The organism is Actinoplanes sp. NPDC051388, from assembly GCF_055586225.1.
This window is the reverse complement of sequence record NZ_JBVJIP010000005.1, coordinates 278152-295497: the sequence shown is the minus strand read 5'-3', so window position 1 is coordinate 295497 and position 17346 is coordinate 278152. Positions and strand designations below refer to the sequence as shown.

12 protein-coding genes are annotated in these 17346 nt (G+C 72.4%); 2 read left to right on the top strand and 10 right to left on the bottom strand.

Translation table 11 applies throughout. From position 1 onward, the window contains the following. Positions 1–125: 125 nt before the first annotated feature. Both ACZ6TI_RS15565 and ACZ6TI_RS15560 read right to left on the bottom strand, forming a co-directional pair. Complete coding sequence (locus tag ACZ6TI_RS15565) at positions 126–971, bottom strand: LLM class flavin-dependent oxidoreductase (RefSeq protein WP_465345709.1); 846 nt, start codon at positions 969–971, stop codon at positions 126–128. Continuing rightward, the gene (locus tag ACZ6TI_RS15560; RefSeq protein ID WP_465345708.1) at positions 971–2329 is read right to left on the bottom strand and encodes a cytochrome P450; all 1359 of its coding nucleotides are present in this window, start codon (positions 2327–2329) and stop codon (positions 971–973) included. Before ACZ6TI_RS15560 ends, ACZ6TI_RS15565 begins: the two co-directional genes overlap by 1 nt. Positions 2330–2451: 122 nt before the next feature. On the opposite strand from ACZ6TI_RS15560, the gene ACZ6TI_RS15555 reads away from it, so the two are divergent. After that, positions 2452–3351 carry a dioxygenase family protein gene (locus tag ACZ6TI_RS15555; protein ID WP_465345707.1) on the top strand — a complete coding sequence of 300 codons (900 nt, stop codon included), beginning with the start codon at positions 2452–2454 and terminating at the stop codon, positions 3349–3351. A gap of 32 nt (positions 3352–3383) precedes the next feature. On the opposite strand, the gene ACZ6TI_RS15550 is transcribed toward ACZ6TI_RS15555, so the two are convergent. Further along, positions 3384–3962: a TetR/AcrR family transcriptional regulator gene (locus ACZ6TI_RS15550; protein ID WP_465345706.1), complete on the bottom strand. Its 579-nt coding sequence runs from the start codon at positions 3960–3962 to the stop codon at positions 3384–3386. Between the two features lie 23 nt (positions 3963–3985). Further along, positions 3986–4399, bottom strand: coding sequence for a hypothetical protein (locus ACZ6TI_RS15545; protein WP_465345705.1), 414 nt, complete (start codon positions 4397–4399; stop codon positions 3986–3988). A 105-nt stretch (positions 4400–4504) separates the two neighbouring features. Here ACZ6TI_RS15545 and ACZ6TI_RS15540 point away from each other — a divergent pair, with 105 nt between their 5' ends. Beyond that, positions 4505–6115 (top strand): FAD-dependent monooxygenase, encoded by a 1611-nt coding sequence (locus ACZ6TI_RS15540; RefSeq protein WP_465345704.1) that lies wholly within the window; start codon positions 4505–4507, stop codon positions 6113–6115. Between the two features lie 166 nt (positions 6116–6281). Here the strand turns inward: ACZ6TI_RS15540 and pulA are convergent, their stop codons facing one another. The 6 genes from pulA to ACZ6TI_RS15510 form a co-directional block, all read right to left on the bottom strand. Continuing rightward, complete coding sequence (gene pulA / locus ACZ6TI_RS15535; RefSeq protein WP_465345703.1) at positions 6282–11732, bottom strand: pullulanase-type alpha-1,6-glucosidase; 5451 nt, start codon at positions 11730–11732, stop codon at positions 6282–6284. Between the two features lie 90 nt (positions 11733–11822). Continuing rightward, positions 11823–12608 carry a DUF3050 domain-containing protein gene (locus ACZ6TI_RS15530; RefSeq protein ID WP_465345702.1) on the bottom strand — a complete coding sequence of 262 codons (786 nt, stop codon included), beginning with the start codon at positions 12606–12608 and terminating at the stop codon, positions 11823–11825. Then, positions 12595–14301, bottom strand: a complete 1707-nt coding sequence (locus ACZ6TI_RS15525; RefSeq protein WP_465345701.1) for a class I adenylate-forming enzyme family protein — start codon at positions 14299–14301, stop codon at positions 12595–12597. The genes ACZ6TI_RS15530 and ACZ6TI_RS15525 overlap by 14 nt, the downstream gene beginning before the upstream one ends. Further along, positions 14298–15680: a flavin monoamine oxidase family protein gene (locus tag ACZ6TI_RS15520; protein ID WP_465345700.1), complete on the bottom strand. Its 1383-nt coding sequence runs from the start codon at positions 15678–15680 to the stop codon at positions 14298–14300. The genes ACZ6TI_RS15525 and ACZ6TI_RS15520 overlap by 4 nt, the downstream gene beginning before the upstream one ends. After that, complete coding sequence (locus tag ACZ6TI_RS15515; RefSeq protein WP_465345699.1) at positions 15677–15898, bottom strand: phosphopantetheine-binding protein; 222 nt, start codon at positions 15896–15898, stop codon at positions 15677–15679. The genes ACZ6TI_RS15520 and ACZ6TI_RS15515 overlap by 4 nt, the downstream gene beginning before the upstream one ends. Beyond that, complete coding sequence (locus tag ACZ6TI_RS15510; RefSeq protein WP_465345698.1) at positions 15895–17298, bottom strand: amino acid adenylation domain-containing protein; 1404 nt, start codon at positions 17296–17298, stop codon at positions 15895–15897. The genes ACZ6TI_RS15515 and ACZ6TI_RS15510 overlap by 4 nt, the downstream gene beginning before the upstream one ends. Positions 17299–17346 lie beyond the last annotated feature (48 nt).

Here is a 17346-nt window from a genome sequence, read left to right as displayed (position 1 = left end):
AGCGACGGGAAAGCAATAAAGAAACCGAGTGTCGGGACTGCCGATCGGGTCTGTGGTGTGCGGCTGTGGGTGGGCCGGTCGCACCGCCCCCCCCCCCCCCCCCCCCCCCCCCCCCTGGCCGGTGATCAGGCTCCGCGGAGTTCGGTCGCTCGGGCCAGCAGGTCGAGCTTCTCGCGGGTGACCGGTTCGAAGCCGACGATCAGGTCGTCGATGCCGAGCTCGTCGAAGGCGTCCAGCCGGCGGGCCAGCTCGCCCGGGTCGGTCAGGTCGCAGTCCATGCCGACCGTGCGGCGCAGGGTCGCCGGGTCGCGGTCCTCGGCCTCGAGCGCGGCGTCCATGTCGGCCAGTTGCCGGTTCAGGCGCTCGTCGGGCTCCTTGTACCAGGCGGTGTTCCAGGCGTCGGCCCAGCGGGCGGTGAGCCGCAGCATCCGCGGCTTCACCCCGGCGATCAGGATCGGGATGGGCCGCTCCGGCGGTGGTTCCAGCGCCGCGTCGCCGGCCCGGTGGTACTCACCTTCGAAGGTCACCCGCTCGCCGCGCAGCAGCGGCACCATGATTTGCAGCGCCTCGTCGAAGCGCGAGACCCGGTGGTCGGTCGGCAGGCCGAGGGACTCGTACTCCAGGTCGAACCAGCCGGCTCCGACGCCGAGGGTGAGCCGGCCGGCGCTGATGCTGTCGGCGGTGACCGCCATCTTGGCGAGCAGCGCCGGGCTGCGGAACGACACGCACATCACGAGCTGGCCCAGCTCGATGCGGGTGGTCGTGGCGGCCAGCGCGGCGATCACCGTCCAGGCCTCGTGGATGCCCTCCGGCGGCGCGCCGGGCGGCCCGGACAGGAAGTGGTCGCAGGCCCAGACCGAGTCCAGCCCGATCTGCTCGGCGTGGGTCACCGTCGCGAGGATCTCGGGCCAGGTGGGCAGCCGGCCGGGCCCGTCCGACGCGCTCATGGGCAGCATCACACCGATCTTCATCAACCGGAGATTACTGCCCTCCTGGCCGAGACGCGGACCGGCGCGCCCGCGGTGGGACGCAGGGTGATGTCGCTGGAGAACGGCGGGATCTCGGCCGGGCTCTCGAACTCGAAGTCGTGCACCAGGCCGGCCAGGATGATCGCGCCCTCCAGCATCGAGAAGTGCTGGCCGATGCACGCCCGCGGGCCGCCGCCGAAGGGGTGCCACGCGTAGCGGTGACGGGCCTTCTCCGCGGCCGGGGTGAAGCGCTCCGGGTCGAAGGTCTCCGGATCGGTCCAGAACTCCGGATGCCGGTGGGTCACCCACGGCGCCGTGATCACATCGGTGCCGGCCTTGATCAGCCGGCCGCTGATCTCGTCGTCCTCGACCGCGCGGCGGCCGATCATCGGCGCCGACGGATAGAGACGCATGGTCTCCTTCAAAACCATCATCGTGTACGCCAGCGCCGCCGCCTGTTCCGCGGTCGGCGAGCCGCCGACCGTGTCCGCCTCGGCGCGCACCCGCTCCTGCATCTCCGGATGTTGCCCGAGGAGGAACAGCGCGAAGGTCAGCGCGGTGGCCGTGGTCTCGTGCCCGGCCAGCAGGAAGATCAGCACCTGCTCGCGGATCTCGGCGTCGCTCAGCGGCACTCCGCCCTCGCGGGTGTCCACCAGCATGCCGAGCATGTCCTCGTCGCCGCCTCCGCCCGCGGCCCGGCGGCGGGCGATGATCTGGTCGCACAGCCCGAAGAGCGCCGCCTGCCCGCCGGCGACGGTCCGGTTCACCGGCGTCGGCCAGGTGCGCGGCAACCGGATGGCGGCCATCCCGCGTCGCAATATCGCGTGGCTCATCGGGTCGAACCACCGCTGCACCACCGGCAGCGCCAGTCCGGCGTCCTCACCGAACAACACCCGGCACACGATGAACAGGGTCAGCGTGGTCATCGCGTCATGCAGGTCGCGCACCTCGGCCGGGTGGTCATGCCACTGCTTCACCAGCGCGCGGGTCTCGGCCGCCATGGTGGTCGCATAACCGGCCACCCGGCGCTGCGTGAACAGCGGCTGGAGGAAGCGCTTCTGCCTGGTCCAAATCTCGTCCTGGCTGGTCAGCAGGCCGTCGCCGAGCGCCGCGCGCACCTCGACGTAGTTCGCGCTGTCCTTGCGGTAGTTGGCGACGTGGCCGGCCAGCAGCCGGTGGGTGCCGTCCGGGTGGAACGAGAAGATCAGCTCGCGGCCGATGCCCGGCGGGCCGAGGCGCATCCGCACCACGTCGCCGTGGGCGTGGAACGCCCGCGACATCGTGGACAGGATGTCGCGGCGCAACTCTCCGGCCGAACCGAGCAGGAACGAGCCGGGCACCAAGGGCGGTTGCTGAAGCACGGCGTCACCTCCATCCACTTTGGTATCAGCCGGGCGGGGCGGGCGGAAGGCTCCTGTCGGGATATATCGGCCGCACAGGCACGTCACAGACCACGCACAGCCAGCGCCGGTTATCTGGTCACATGAGAAACGACCAAGACCAGGACAACGCGGCGTACGTGCGGCGCGTACACGACAAGGGGCTGGGGTTCGACCGGCGCCGTCTGCTCGCCGCGCTCGGTGGCGCCGGCACCCTGGCCGTGCTGGCCGCGTGCGGCACCGGCGAATCGTCCGGCGGCACCACGTCGGCCACCGCGTCCACCGGCGCGTCCACCGGCTCACTGGCCGAGGTCGAGTCGGAGACGGCCGGTCCCTTTCCGGCGGACGGCTCGAACGGACCGGACGTGCGTACCCTCGACGGGGTTGTCCGCTCCGACATCCGGACGTCCTTCGGTGACGCGAGCGGCACCGCCGAGGGGATCCCGCTGGACTTCTCGCTGGTCGTGCGGGACCTCAGCGGTCAGCCGGTGGCCGGCGCCGCGATCTATGCGTGGCACTGCGACCGCAACGGCGACTACTCGCTCTATTCCAGCGCGATCACCGACCAGAACTACCTGCGCGGCATCCAGGTCACCGACGACTCCGGCACGGTCACCTTCACCAGCATCTTCCCGGCCTGCTACTCGGGGCGCTGGCCGCACATCCACTTCGAGGTCTACGGCTCGCTGGAGAACGCGACCGGCGGCGACGGCCCGATCGTCAAGACCTCGCAGATCGCCCTTCCGGAAGATGCCGCCGACGCGGTGTACGCCACCGACGGCTACACCAGGAGCGTCTCGAATCTGAGCCAGGTCAGCCTGGCCACGGACAACGTGTTCGGCGACGATTCGGCGGTGACCGAGCTGGCCACGATGAGCGGCAGCGTGTCGGACGGCTACCGGGCGACGCTGACCATCGCGATCGACCCGTCCGGCGAGGAGGAGGGCGGCGGCGAGGCGCCGGCCGGCGGCGGTGGCCCGGGTGGCGCGCCGCCGTCGAACTGACCCGGGCGCGATCCGACCAGGGCGCGATCCGACTAGGGCGCGATGCGCTCGGGGTCGGGGTCGCGCAGGTAGCGGACCAGGGTCGGGCCGAGCCAGTGCAGCACGTCGTCGTGGTCCATCGCGGCCAGGGCGGGGGCGCGCAGCACATAACGGGCGTACGCGAAACCGATCACCTGGGAGCCGGCCAGCGCGGCCCGGCGCTCCGGGCGGTCGATCGCGCCGCGGGCCAGCGCCGGTCCGGCCTGCTCCTGGAACACCCGGCGCATCCGCTCGGCGGCGACCTCACTGGTCGCCGACGCGCGCAGCAGCGCGAGGAACGTGCCGTCCTCCTCCCACACCTCGAAGAACCGGGTGATCAGCGCGGACGCGATCTCCTCCGGGCCGAGGCCGGTCAGGTCGGGCAGGGCCAGTTCGAGGGCGGCCGCCTCGGCGAGCAGGCCGACCTTGTTGTCGAAATAGCGGATCACCAGCGCCGGGTCGACGCCCGCGGCGGCGGCCACCGCCCGGATCGTGGTGCGCTCGAAACCGTCCCGCGCGAACAGGTCGCGGGCGGCGGCCCGGATCGTCTCCCGGGTGCGTGACGCCGACCGGGTGCGCGGGGTGATGCTCATGCCACCACCGTAGTGCCCGCCGGTCAGCGCAACGGCGCGGTCGCCTCGGGCCCGTCGAACCAGCGCCGGATGTCGTCCGGGGTGGGCTGCGGCGCCGAGTTGAACACGAACCGGGCGCCGGGCAGTTCGGTGTGCACCAGGTTGATCAGTGCCTCGAAGAGCAGCGTGTTGCGGGCCACCAGACGCACGCCGGCGCCGATCAGCACCGCGTCGTACGGCGTGCGTTTGATCGCGTCCCGGATCACCTCGACCGCCGTCGCGCCGAAGTCGATCAGGATGTTGTCCACCGCGTAGCCGGCCTCGCGCAGCATCGCCACGTTGTCGTCGTTCGCCCTGCGCAGCTTCTCGCGGGTCAGGCCGGGGAACGCCGCGAAGTCCGGCGACGTGAAGTCGATCAGGTCGGGGTCCAGGCCGGTCTGCAGCACGCGGACGGTCATGGCGCGGCTTCCTTCCGTCAACAAATCAACAGGTGTTGACTCCACGGTGCCCGATTCCTACCGTAGAAGTCAACAGACGTTGACCGGCGAGCGGAAGGAACGATCATGGAGCACGTCGATGTCGTCGTGGCCGGGGGTGGTCCGACCGGCATGACCGTGGCCGGGGACCTGGCCCGGGCCGGCCGCTCGGTGGTGGTGCTGGAGCGCTGGCCCGAGCTGAACCCGTCCAGCCGCGCCTTCGCCACGATGGCCCGCACCCTGGAACTGCTCGACCACCGCGGGGTCGCCGACGGCCTGCTGGCGCTGGGCAGCCGGACTCCCGCGGTGCGGCTGTTCCGCGGCGCCGCGCTGGACCTGACCACGCTGCCGTCCCGCTACCAGTTCGCGCTGATCACGCCGCAGACCAACGTCGACCGGGCGCTCGGCGGCTATGCGGCGGACCAGGGTGCGGTCATCCGTCGCGGCCTCGAGGTGGTCGCCGTGACGCAGGACGACACCGGGGTCACGGTGACCGCACGGCCGCGAAGCGGCGGCGCCGACTCGGTCTACCGGGCGTCCTATCTGGTCGGCGCCGACGGCGCGCACAGCACGGTCCGCGAGCTGCTGGGCGTGCCGTTCCCGGGCAAGCGGGTGCTCGCCTCGGTGGTGCTCGCCGACGTGCGGCTGACCGACGGCCCGACCGGCGGCGGGCTGACCCTCGGCAGCATCCCGGACGCGTTCGGGTTCCTCGCGCCCTACGGCCGGGACGGGATGTTCCGCGCGATGACCTGGGACCGGCGGCACCAGGTGCCGGACGAGACGCCGGTCGCGGACGCGGAGGTGACCGGGGTGCTGCGCCGGGCGATGGGCCGAGACGTCGGGGTCGCGGAGATCACCTGGCGGTCCCGATTCCATTGCGACGAGCGGCAGGCGACGGACTACCGCCGGGGGCGGGTCTTCCTGGCCGGGGACGCCGCGCACGTGCATTCGCCGATGGGCGGGCAGGGCATGAACACCGGCATCCAGGACGCGGTCAACCTGGCCTGGAAGCTGGACGCGGTGCTCGGCGGGGCGCCGGACGCGGTGCTGGACACGTATCACGAGGAACGGCACCCGATCGGCAAGCGGGTGCTGCGGCAGTCCGGCGCGATGATGCGGGCGGTGACGCTGAAGCCGCCGCCGGCCCGATGGCTGCGTGACCACGTGGCGCCGCTGGTGCTCGGCGCGGCCAAGCCGTCCCGGGTGATCGCCGGGAGCTTCACCGGCGTCGGGTTGCGCTATGGGCGGCGGCGCGGCGAGCACCGGCTGGTCGGCACCCGGGCCGAGCAGGTGCCGCTGGCCGGGATCACGCTCGCCGAACTGCTGCGCACGCCCGGCTTCGTGCTGGTCCGCGAGCGTGGCGCCGCCGCGACCGTGGCGGTGGATCTGCGCCAGACCACCGCCACTGCGGCGGGCGCAGGCCCGAACAGCACCGCCACGGCGGCGACCGCAGGCCTGGACGGCACCGTGGCGGCGGCTACCGCGGGCCTTGGCCCGGCCGCCGATCCGAGCGCGGCCGTGGGCCTGGCTCAGGCCGAGCGCATCGACGACGGACCGGCGCTGCTGGTCCGGCCGGACGGCTACGTGGCCTGGGCCGGCGACAGCGTCGGCGGAGGCTGGGCCGAGGCCCTGGCGCGCTGGACCGGCCGCCCGACCGGCCACCATGACCGCGGCCAGGCGCGGGCCGCCGCGGGCTGACCGCTCCGGGCCCGAAGGGAGGTCGCCGGCGGTCCGAGCCGGGGGGCTGGACCGCCGAAACACAGCGACCGGGCGGGCCCGGAGGCCCGGCCGCCACTTTGTCGGTAGCCGGGTGGGGGAGGGGATGTCGCGCCGGACTGCCGGCGCGGCATCCCCGCCCGAGCGATCAGCTCTCCACGAACACCGCCACCGTCCGGCCCGGCACCGTAAGACCGCCGGTGGCCCGGTTGGCGGACGCCGTCCGCACCACCGGATCCGCCGACGACCGCAGCACCGGATGCAGCGCCACCGACCGCCCGCGCAACGCCGGCACGGTCTGCGTGACCGCCGACGGCGTCGCGTTGAACACCACCGTCACCGATCGCCACCGCCGGTCCAGCCCGCGCCCGTCCAGCTTCATGGTCAGCACGCCCGGCGTCTCACCGGCGCCGGCCAGCGGGAACGTCAGCCGTTGCTGCACCTCGGCCCGGGTCGCCAGCCCGAAGACCGGCGACGACCGCCGCACCTCGAGCAGTTCCCGGTAGCGCGCGTCGGTCAGGCCGACCGCCGCGCAGTCCGGCACCAGCGCCGGGTCCGCGAGCAGCGGCCGCGCGAACGGCCACTTGCTCTCGTTGTCCGCCGCCGGCGGCAGCCCGCGCCCGAAGCCGTTGCCGGCCGCGCAGTCCCAGGAGATCTGGTTGAACCAGTCGCCCGAGTTGAACGAGTTGCGGTCCAGCGACTTCGACCGCAGCCGCTCGCTGCCCGCGGTCACGAACCCGGTGCCCTGGCCGAGCGCGGTGGTGGCCAGCGCCACCGTCTGCATCCGCCCGCGGTCCGCCGCCGACGTGCCCTGCGGCAGCTTGAAGGCGAACGCGTCGTACAGGATCTCGTTGTCGTGCGCGTCGACATAGGTGACCGCCTCGCCGGGCGCGGCGGTGTATCCGGCCGGCGAGCCGTTGTAGTCCACCTGGGCCCCGGTGACCTGCGATCCCGACGTGCTGGTGAAGCGATAGGCCGCCAGGTTGCCGCTCAGCCCGACCTTGATCTGGTCGTGGTAGCGCAGCAGCCGGGCCCGCTGCTCGGCCGCCGAGCCGTTCACCGGGTCGCCGTTCGGGTCGGTGAACAGCCCGGAGGCGAAGCCCTGGATCCGCGGGTTGTCGTCGAACGGCCCGCCGCCCCGGACCGCGTCGCGCAGCCGGTCGTTGAACGTGCCGATCCCGGTGCCGGCCATGTTCGCCTGGGTGGCCTGCACGAACCGGGCGCCGTCCGCGATCTCGCCGAAGTTCCAGCCCTCGCCGTAGAGCATGATGCTCTTCCCGTCGATGCCGTCGCGGGCCACGGTGAGCCGGTCCAGCGCCGCCCGCACCGCGAGGATGTTCGCCTTGGGGTGGTGGCCCATCAGGTCGAACCGGAACCCGTCCACCTTGTACGCCCGGGCCCAGGTGACGATCGAGTCGACCACCAGTTTGCCCATCATCGCGTTCTCCGGCGCCGTGTTCGCGCAGCAGGTGGAGTTGGCGACCGTGCCGTCGGCGAGCAGGCGCTGGTAGTAGCCCGGCACGATCTGGTCGAGCACGCTCTTCGGATCGGTGCCGGCCGCCGACGTGTGGTTGTAGACGACGTCCATCACGACCCGCAGCCCGGCGCCGTTGACCCCGGCCACCATCTGCCGGAACTCCTTCGTGCGGGCGGCGCCGTCCGGCCGCACCGCGTATCCGCCCTCGGGCACGGTGTAGTGCAGCGGGTCGTAGCCCCAGTTGTAGCCGTCGGTCGCGGCCACCTGGGCGATGCACGCCTGCTGCTGCGCGGAGTCCGGCGGCAGGGACGGCAGGTCGCACGGCGGCTGCTGCTGGTCGGCCCGGCGCTCCGGAATGGTGGCGAAGTCGAACGCGGGCAGCAGGTGCAGGTGCGTCACCCCGGCGCCGGCGAGTGACCGCAGGTGCCGCATCCCGGCCGTGCCCGGCCTGGTGAACGCCTCATAGGTGCCGCGCGAACCGGCCGGCACCGTGGCGTCGGCGATCGAGAAGTCCCGCACCGACAGTTCCGACACTTGTGCTTTCGACGCTGGCACCGACCGCGGTTTCCGCAGCCCGGCCCAGCCGTCCGGGGCCAGGCTCGGATCGGCCAGGTCGACGATCCGGCTGCGCAACGAGTCGGCGGACAGCGCCACCGAGTAGGGGTCGGTGACCGCCGCGGTGACGATCCGGCCCGCCGCCGGCTGCCACGCCGTGACGTTGAACCGGTAGTCGCGCCCCTCCCACCCCGGCGGCCCGGACACCGACCACACGCCGGTGGCGTCGTCGCGCCGCATCGCGAGGGCCGCGGACGAGCCGGACAGTTCCAGCGTCACGTTCCGGGCGGTCGGCGCCCAGACCGAGAGCGTAGGCCGGCCACCGGCGAACACCGGTCCAAGCGCCGTCCGGGTGGCGCCCGCATAGAGGTCGTCGAGCGCGCCGGCCACCTGAGTGCCGGTCGCGGAGAGCAGTTTGCCCGCCGCGTCCCGCTCGGTGACGATCACCTGCCCGCGCAGCGCCTCGGCCACCTTGGCCCGGTCCTTGCGGGCGACATCAAAGGCGGCGTACTGCCACAGGTGCGGGTACTTGTCGCGCTGGGCCTCGGTCAGCCCGTTGCGTTGCGCGGTCAGGCGCAGGCTCTGGTACGCCCCGGCCAGCTCGCCGTCGACCACGGTGACGCCGCCGTCCGCCGCGTACACCAGGTCGTAGATCTTGCCGTCGGTGCCCGCCCCGGCGGGGGCGAGCGATCCGCCGCCGCCGACCTGCCAGGCCAGCGAGCCGCGGTCCATCCAGACCGCCGACGACGTGGTCAGGTCGACCCCGACGCCGCCGCCGGTTTTGCGCACCACCGGCAGCAGCCGTGGCGAGACGCCGGCCAGCAGCCAGGCTTCGCGGCCCGCGGTGGCGAAGTCGAGTCGCTGGTCGTCCGGCAGATCCTTGGTGTCGCCCCGGTGGATGATGTAGCTGAGCCCGGTCGCCCCGGCCGCGAGCGGCACCCGGAAGGTCACCCCGAACGCGTCGGTCGAGGCCGGCGCCAGGGGAGTGGCCCAGTCGGTCGGCGACGCGGCGCCGTCCCAGACGTGCAGTCCCCAGCCGGTGTAGTCGCCGTCGGCGCGGCGGTAGTGCAGCAGCACGGTGTCCGGTTCGGGGGCCGGCTGCGCGACCGGCGGCGACTCGTAGATCGTCGGATCGCCCTGCTTGAGCCAGATCTCCGGGGTGCGTGACGGGTCGGCGAACCGGTCCGCCGCGACGTCCTTCACGCCGTCGTCGTCGACCACGATGAAGCCCATGCTCTTCGCGCCCGGCTTGAGCTTGACCCAGGCGAACCGGCCGAACGCGTCCTCGCCGGCGAACGGCTGCCCCTGCGGGAACGGGGTCTGCATGCTCGGATCGATGTCGCCGAAGGGATACAGGTTCCAGTCGTCGTAGTCGCCGGCCGCCCGCTGGTAGTGCACCACCATGAAGTCCGGGCTCGCGTTGGTCTCCGGAGTGCCGACCTTCGCCGCCACGGTCGAGGAGGCGAGCCGCCCGCGGCTGTCCCGCACGACCGCCTTATATGTCAGTGGCGTCGCCCCGGCCAGCCCCTCGAGGTCGTGATGGACGCGGTAGGGCGCCCGGTGCGCGGTGCCCAGCGGCTGCCACGGGCCGTCGCCGACCTTCGCCGCGAAGGTGACCGTGGCCAGCGGGTCGCCGGTGACCTCGGCGTTGATCTCGGTGCGGGTCGGCACCAGCGCCCCCGCCGCGGGCGTCGTGATCGTGACGGCCGGTTTTGCGGCTGGGACGGCCACCTTGACCGCGGTGCGATAGGCGACCGCGGACAGCGCGGGCACGGTCAGCGTGACCTTGCCGTCCGCCGCCGACGGGACGGTGCCGGTGGCGCCGTAGACGCCCGCGAACGTGCTGCCCGGCGTCCAGGTGTCCAGCGTGACCGTCTGCGGGGTGGTCGCGTTGTTGGTGGCGACCAGGTATTCCCGCCGCTCGCCCGGGTCGATGCGGGAGGCGGCGAAGACACCGGCGCCGTCCGCCGCGTAGCGCGTGACCTGGATGCCGTCGCGCAATGCCGGATGGGCCTCGCGCAGCGCGCCCAGCGCGGCGATGGTGCGGTAGACCGGATGCGTGGTCTCGTAGTTGTCCACCGCGTGCGTGCGGTCGGTGCCGAGCAGGTCGTCGTCCAGATAGTCCGCGGTGCGGCTGGCGAACATGTCCTGCCGCGCGTCCTTGTCCCCGCCCGGCCCGGTGAAGCCCTGCTCGTCGCCGGAATAGACCACCGGCTGACCGCGGGTGAGGAACATCAGCTCGTGCGCAAGCTGGTCGCGGCGCAAATGGGTGGCCGGGTCGGTGCCGCCGCCCGCGACGAAGGAGCCGATCCGGCCCATGTCGTGGTTGCCCAGGAAGGTGGGCAGCCGTCCGGCGCCGGTGTCGCGCGCGGTGTAGAGGTCGTCCTTGGCGTAGACGCCGGCCATCAGCTGGGCCGAGCCGCCGCCCGCCACGTAGTTCTTCGCCGCGTCCTGGAACGAGAAGTCCAGCGTGGCCGGCAGCCCGCCGCGCCGCACATAGGTCGACTCGACCTCCTGGTCGGCGCTGTAGACCTCGCCGAACATGAAGAAGTCCGGCTTGCCGGCCCGCTTCGCCGCCTGGGCGATGGCCGGGCTGAAACGCTCCCAGAAGTCCAGGTTGCTGTGCTTGACGGTGTCCAGCCGGTAGCCGTCGATGCCGGTGTCCGCGATCCAGTCGCCATAGATCTTCGCCATCCCGCGGACCACCTCGGGCCGCTCGGTGGCCAGGTCGTCGAGGCCGAAGAAGTCGCCGTACTCGCTGTTCTCGCCGACGAACGTCGAGTCGCCGCGGTTGTGGTAGAGCTGCGGGTCGTTGAGCCAGGCCGGCACCTTGACCGTGCGATCGGCCGCGGTGGGAAAGACCGGCGTGTACGGGAAAGTCGTCCGCGGGAAGGCGCGGGTGCCGTCGGCGTAGTTGCGGTCCTCGAACGGCCGCCCCTGCGCGTCCCGGTAGGGCTCGGTCGCCTTGTCCACATACGAATACGTGTCCTCCGCGTAGCGGATCACGTCAGCGGTGTGGTTGACGATGATGTCCAGATAGATCTTCAGCCCGCGGTCGTGCGCGAGCGAGACCAGCCGCTTCAGGTCGGCGTTCGTGCCGAAGTGCGGATCGACCTGGGTGAAGTCGGTGATCCAGTAGCCGTGGTAGCCGGCCGAGACGTCGGCGCCGCTGCCCTGCACCGGTCGGTTCTTGAACACCGGCGCGAGCCAGATCGCGGTGGTGCCGAGGCCCTGGATGTAGTCGAGCTTGTCGATCACGCCCCGGATGTCGCCGCCGTGGTAGAAGCCCTTGTCGGCCGGGTCGAGCCCGGTGGCGAGCCGGTCCCCGGAGAGCCCGCCGCTGTCGTTGGCCGCGGAGCCGTTGGCGAGCCGGTCGGGCAGCACGAAGTAGAACTGCTCGGCCTTCGCCGGCCGGTCGGAGCCCCACTGCGCGATGACGGACGCGGCGCTGGGTTCGGCAGCCGAAGGAGCAGGGGCGGCCGAGGCGGGAGCGGCCGGGATCAGCAGGGCGAGCGAGGCGGCGCAGGCAAGGAAGCTGCGCCGCCTCGTGGACAACGGAACGGACATCGACATTGAGCCCTCCGGAAGCGGTGGTGGACCGACGCTAACGGCCTGCTCACCGGCGGGGCAACCGACGAAGGTATCCGCTGTGGACAACTAGCGGATCGCCGCGAGGATCCCGTCCCACAGCCGCACCCGGGCCTCCAAAGCCGCGTTCACCGTCTCGGCAGCGGAGGCCCACTTCGAAGACGAGTCTCCACACAGATCGGCCAGCATCTGCATCGCCATCGGGGTGTGCTCCTCACCGTCCACCTCGATGTGCCGGGCCAGGTAGTCGACGAACGTGTCCAACTTGCCGCCGGCGTCCGCGTTGACCTTCACCACCTGCTCGAACATGTCCGGAATCAGGTCCTCCCGCCCGAACGCGAACGCCGCCGCCTGGCAGTGCACCGGCGCGGTCGCGATGAAGTCCCAGGTGGTCCGCACAAAGTCGGCAGAGCAGTCCGGAGCGCCCGCCGCGTCCAGAGCGGCCGGCACCGAAGATCCCGAGCGGAGCAACGAGATGAACGGGTCGATCGTGGACCGATCCGCGTCGGCGAGGCTCATCCCCTCCAGATACAGCTCGAAGTGGCTGATGAACCCACCCCGCAACTCGTCACTCTCCTCCACGAGCGTGATGTCGTTGATCAGCCGCCGGCTGCCGGTCGGCCCGGTCGGCACCCACGGCAGCTCCACGCAGGTCAGCTGCCGCTGCAGCGACTTCAGCAGGGACATGAAGTCCCACACCGCGTAGACGTGGTGGGCCATGAACGTGGTGATCGCCTCGTGGCTGTCCAGCGCCGCATAGAGCGGATGCTGCACCACGCGGTCGCGGGCCGGCGTGATCTGCGCCTTGAGCCGCTCGATGCCGGGGTGCGTGTCGCCCCAGTCATACCGTGACATGAGCTTCCTCCGTTGTGAAAAGACCGGCATGACGGGTACGCAACTCGCGCTTCAGGACCTTGCCGGTAGGCCCGAGCGGAAACTCGTCGGTCAGCAGCACCGCGCCGAGGGTCGCCCGGCCCACCGCCGCCAGTTCCTTGTTCGCCTTCTCCAGCAGGGTCTCCGGCGTGGTGTCCGCCGCGTCGGCCTGCAGCTTCACCACCGCGATCGGCACCTGCCCGCCGTCGCCCGGCACCCCGATCACCGAGGCGTCCAGCACCATGTCCGAGCAGTCGGCGATCAGCACCTCCTCCAGCTCGAGGCTGTAGACCGGCCCGTCCGCGGTGTCGATCACGTCGACCGTGCGATCCAGGTGATAGAAGTTGCCGTCCGCGTCGCGCCGGGCCACGTCGCCGGTGAGCCAGAAGCCGTTCAGCTCGAAGCTCGCGGTGAGCCGCGGGTTGTGCCAGTAGCCGGGGGTCCGGGACGGCGTGATCACACCGAGCAGGCCGACCGTGCCGTCCGGCACCTCGGCGCCCGAGTCGTCCAGCACCGCCGCCTTGAGCACGGCCTGCTGGGCCGGCCCGACGCAGCGGTCGTTGCGCGGCGTCTCCGGCGTGGTGAGGCCGCCGAACAGCGCCATGCCCATCTCCGAGCTGCCCAGCCCGTCGACGAACTGGGAGCCGGGCAGCGCCTGGTCGGCGGCCTGTCCGGGCGGCAGCAGCCAGGCCGGGATCAGGCCCGCCGGACGCTCGCCGAGCCGCACCAGCCGCCGGATGTGCCCGTAGTGCGCGGAGTCGCCGGTGTTGAACCAGGAGTGCACCTTGGCCGCCCCGGCGACCGGCAGCTCGCCGGTCGCCAGCTCCACGAAGGTGCGCGGGAAGGAGGCCAGCATGGTCGGCTGGAACGCCTCCATCACCGGTTCCACCGTGCTCCGCCGCCAGTCGCCCATGACCACGGTGGGCAGGCCGAGCAGCACCGCGGTGAGGAAGTAGCTGAGCCCGCCGGCGTGCGTGTGCGGCATCAGCGACATCAGCCGGTCGTAGGGCTGGCACGGGAAGCGTTCCATCCGCGGCTGCTTGCCGTCCCAGAAGCTGCGGTGGCCGAGCATCGTCGCCTTCGGCGTGCCGGTGGTCCCGGACGAGTGGATCAGCGCGACGATGTCCTCCGGCGCGTGCCGGTGCGGGAACTCCGCCGGCAACGACGCCGTCCCGGCATCGAAGGCCTGCACCTCCGCGGCCAGGGCGATGAAGCGCGGCCTTCGAGCCGGATCCGACCGGTACGCCGCGGCCAGCCGCGTGGTGTCGTCGGCGACGATGCCGACCACCCCGAGGTAGTCGAGGAACCGCTGCATCACGTCCGGGCGCATGGCGTCGTTGATCATCGCCGGGATGGCGCCCAGCGCGGTCAGGGCCAGGTAGTGCAGCAGCGGCTCGAGGCCCTCGGCCACCACGATGCCGACCGGCTCACCGGCCCGCACCCCGTTGGCGTGGTACCACTTCGCGTACCGGTCGCGGAGCGCGGCCAGGTCGGTCAGGCTGTGGCCGCGCAGGGCCACCTCGCCACGGTGGTCGACGGTGTGGCTGAAGACGAACGGGACATCCGGGTTCGGGTTGTGCCGCAGGGCGAAATCCAGGAAGTTGCCGGCGCCCAGGTCCGGCTCGGTCATGAACTGTCGGCGCACCTCGAGCGGCGCGATCGAGCTGTCGGTCAACGGGATCTCCTCTGACTTCCGTAGCGGAACTGGATCTCCTCGGCCACCCGATGTCCGGAGCGGATCGCGCCCTCCATCAGGCCGAAGAAGTCGGTGCTCGTCTCGGTGCCGGCCCAGTGCACGCGCAGGTGCGCGGTGGTCAGGTTCGGGCCGAGCCGGGCCCAGTCGCCGGGGCCGAACAGCGCCGCGTAGCAGCCGCGGCTGTGCTCCTCGGTGCGCCAGTCGGTGATGTGCACCGCCGTCGGCGCGGGCAGGTCCGGGAACAGGCGGGCCACCTGGTCGAGCACCGCCGCGCGCTGCTCGCCCGGGGTCAGCTCGGAGAAGCGCCGGGCTTCGGCGCCGGTGACGAAGCCGGTCAGGATGCCCGCGTCGCCGTGCGAGTCGTCCACGGTGGACATCAGCGGGCCGGTGGCGCTGACCGACCAGCCGGAGAGGCCCTGCGCGCGCCACAGCGGCGACGGATAGACCAGGTGCACCTTGACCGCGCTGCCCCGGCCGGTGAGCGGGCCGGCCCGGCGCACCGGGAGCTGCGGCTGGTAGTCGATCCGGTCGGCCAGCAGCGGTGGCAGGGCGACCACGACGACGTCGCAGGGGTGGTGGCCGGCGGTGGTGCGTACCATCGCGCCGTGCCGGTCCTGCCGGATCGCCCGCACCGGCTCGCCGAGCCGGACCCGGTCCCCGAGCGAAGCCGCCAGGCGCTCGCAGAGCTGGTGGGCGCCGCCGTCGACGCGGTCCTCCTGGGCGCCGCCCTCGAACGCGTTGAGATAGCTCACGCCGCCGCCGGAGCGCAGGTAGAAGGCCATGTGCAGGACTGAGACGTCGGCCGGGTCGGCGGCCATCATCTCGCCCAGGAAGAGCGGGAAGAACAGCCGCGCGTCCGGGTGCTTCAGGGTCAGCGCGGCCCACTCGGCGGCGGTGATCCGATCCCAGGACTCGAGTCCGGGCGACAGCCACGGCGCGTGCCCGGCCACCGCGTTGACCACCTCGTCCAGCCGGTCGAAGAGTTCGCCCAGCGCGACCGCCTTCAGCGGCGGGAACCGCCCCGCGACGGTCACTGTGCCGCTACCGGCCGGGGTGCCTCCGGCCCTGGCGGAGAACCCGGGCCCTCGCGGGCCCAGCTCGAACCGCGCGTCACCGTCCATCCGGGTGGGGGTGGTCTTGAGGTCCAGCTCGGCGAGCAGCGCGGCCAGGGCGGTGTGCCGATGCCCGAGATAGGCCGCGCCCGCGTCGGCCCAGGCCCCCGGAGCGACTTCAACACCATGGGTACGGCCACCGACCCGCTCCCGAGCCTCGAGCACGGTCATCTCGTGCCCCGCCGCGACCAGGTCCCGGGCCGCGGTCAGCCCGGCGAGTCCCGCCCCGGCGACGACGATCCTCATCGTCGGACCTTGACGATCCGGGCCGCCAGCAGGGCCGGCGTGGCCGCTTCCCAGACGTCGGCGAAGTCCAGCTCGACGCCGGTCTCCCGGGCGATCGCGCTGATCACCCGGGTGGCCAGCAGCGAGTCGCCGCCGAGGTCGAAGAAGTCGGCGTCGGCGTCCACGGCGGGCACCTCGAGCACCCGGGCGAACAGCACGGACAGGGCGTCAGGGGTCATCGTGAGGTCTCCTGGATCTGTCGGCGGTCGAGCTTGCCGCTCGCCGTGCGGGCGAGCGCGTCGACGACGGTGATGCGGGACGGGATCAGATGTGCGGGCACGCGGCCGCGCAGGTGCGCCACGATCCGGGCGCCGAGCTGGGCGGTGTCGGCGATCGGGCGGTGCGCGACCACGTAGGCGGCCAGCACGGTCCGCCCGCCGGCCCGTTCGCCGGTGACCACCACCGCGCCCACTTCCGGATGCCCGGCGATGTGCGCCTCCACCTCGGCCGGGTCGACCCGGATGCCGCGGATCTTCAGCTCCTGGTCGGCCCGCCCGCGGTGCATCAGCGCGCCGCCGGGCAGCCGCTCCACGCGGTCGCGGGTGCGGTAGAACCGTTGCCCGCCGAGCTCCACGAACCGTTCGGCGGTCTCGGCCGGCAGCCCGCGGTAGCCGAGTGCCAGGCCGGGCCCGCCGATCAGCAGCTCGCCGTCCGCGGTGACGTGCTCGACCACGTGCGGCAGGGCGTGCCCGATCGGCGCGTTTCCCGGTCCGGTCAGCTCGGCGGCGTGTGTGATCAGGGTGGTCTCGGTGCAGCCGTAGGTGTTCAGCAACCGCGAGCGGTGCGGCAGCGTGTGCCAGGCGGCCAGCCGGGCCGGGTTCGCCGCCTCGCCCCCGATGATCACCAGCCGCACGCCGTCCGGCAGCCCGGCCCGCTCGTCGGCGAGGTGCACGACCAGCTCGTGCCAGAACGCGGTCGGCAGGTCGAGCACGCTGATCCGCTCGCGCTCGACCATCCGCAGGAATCGGCCGAACGACCCGGCGTAGGCGTCGTCGTGGAACACCAGCGCCGCGCCCGCGGTGAGCGCCGGCAGGATCTCCTCGAAGCAGGTGTCCCAGTTGAGCGACGCGAACTGCAGCACCCGGTCGGCCGGTGTGATCGCGAAGAGGTCCCGCAGCGACGCCACGGTCGCGGCGATCGCCGGGTGCGGGGTCTCCACCGGCTTCGGCGCCCCGGTCGACCCCGAGGTGAACAGGATGTAGGCGGCCTCGCTGGGGGGCGCCGGGACGCCGTCGAAGACGGCCGGCCAGCCGCCGTCGAGCAGCACCCGGACGCCGGCCGCGGCGGCCATTTCGGCCCGTCGCGGCTCCGGAAACGAAGGGTCGATCGGGCAGTAGGTGCCGCCGGCCGCCCAGATCCCGAGCAGCGCGACGATCGTGGACACCGAGTGGGTGGCGTGCACCCCGACCACGCCGGGCCGGTCGCCGAGGCGCCGGGCGGTCGCCTCGGCCAGGGTCGAAAGCTCCGCGTAGGTGAGTTCGTGGCCGTTGCAGACCACCGCCGGCCGGTCCGGAGCGACCCGGGCGGTGGCCCGGAAGTCGTCCAGCACACCGGCCGGCGTGACTACCAGTTCGGTCATGGCGACAACCCTTCTCGAGGCCGCTACGGATCCGGTGTGGATCCGCCG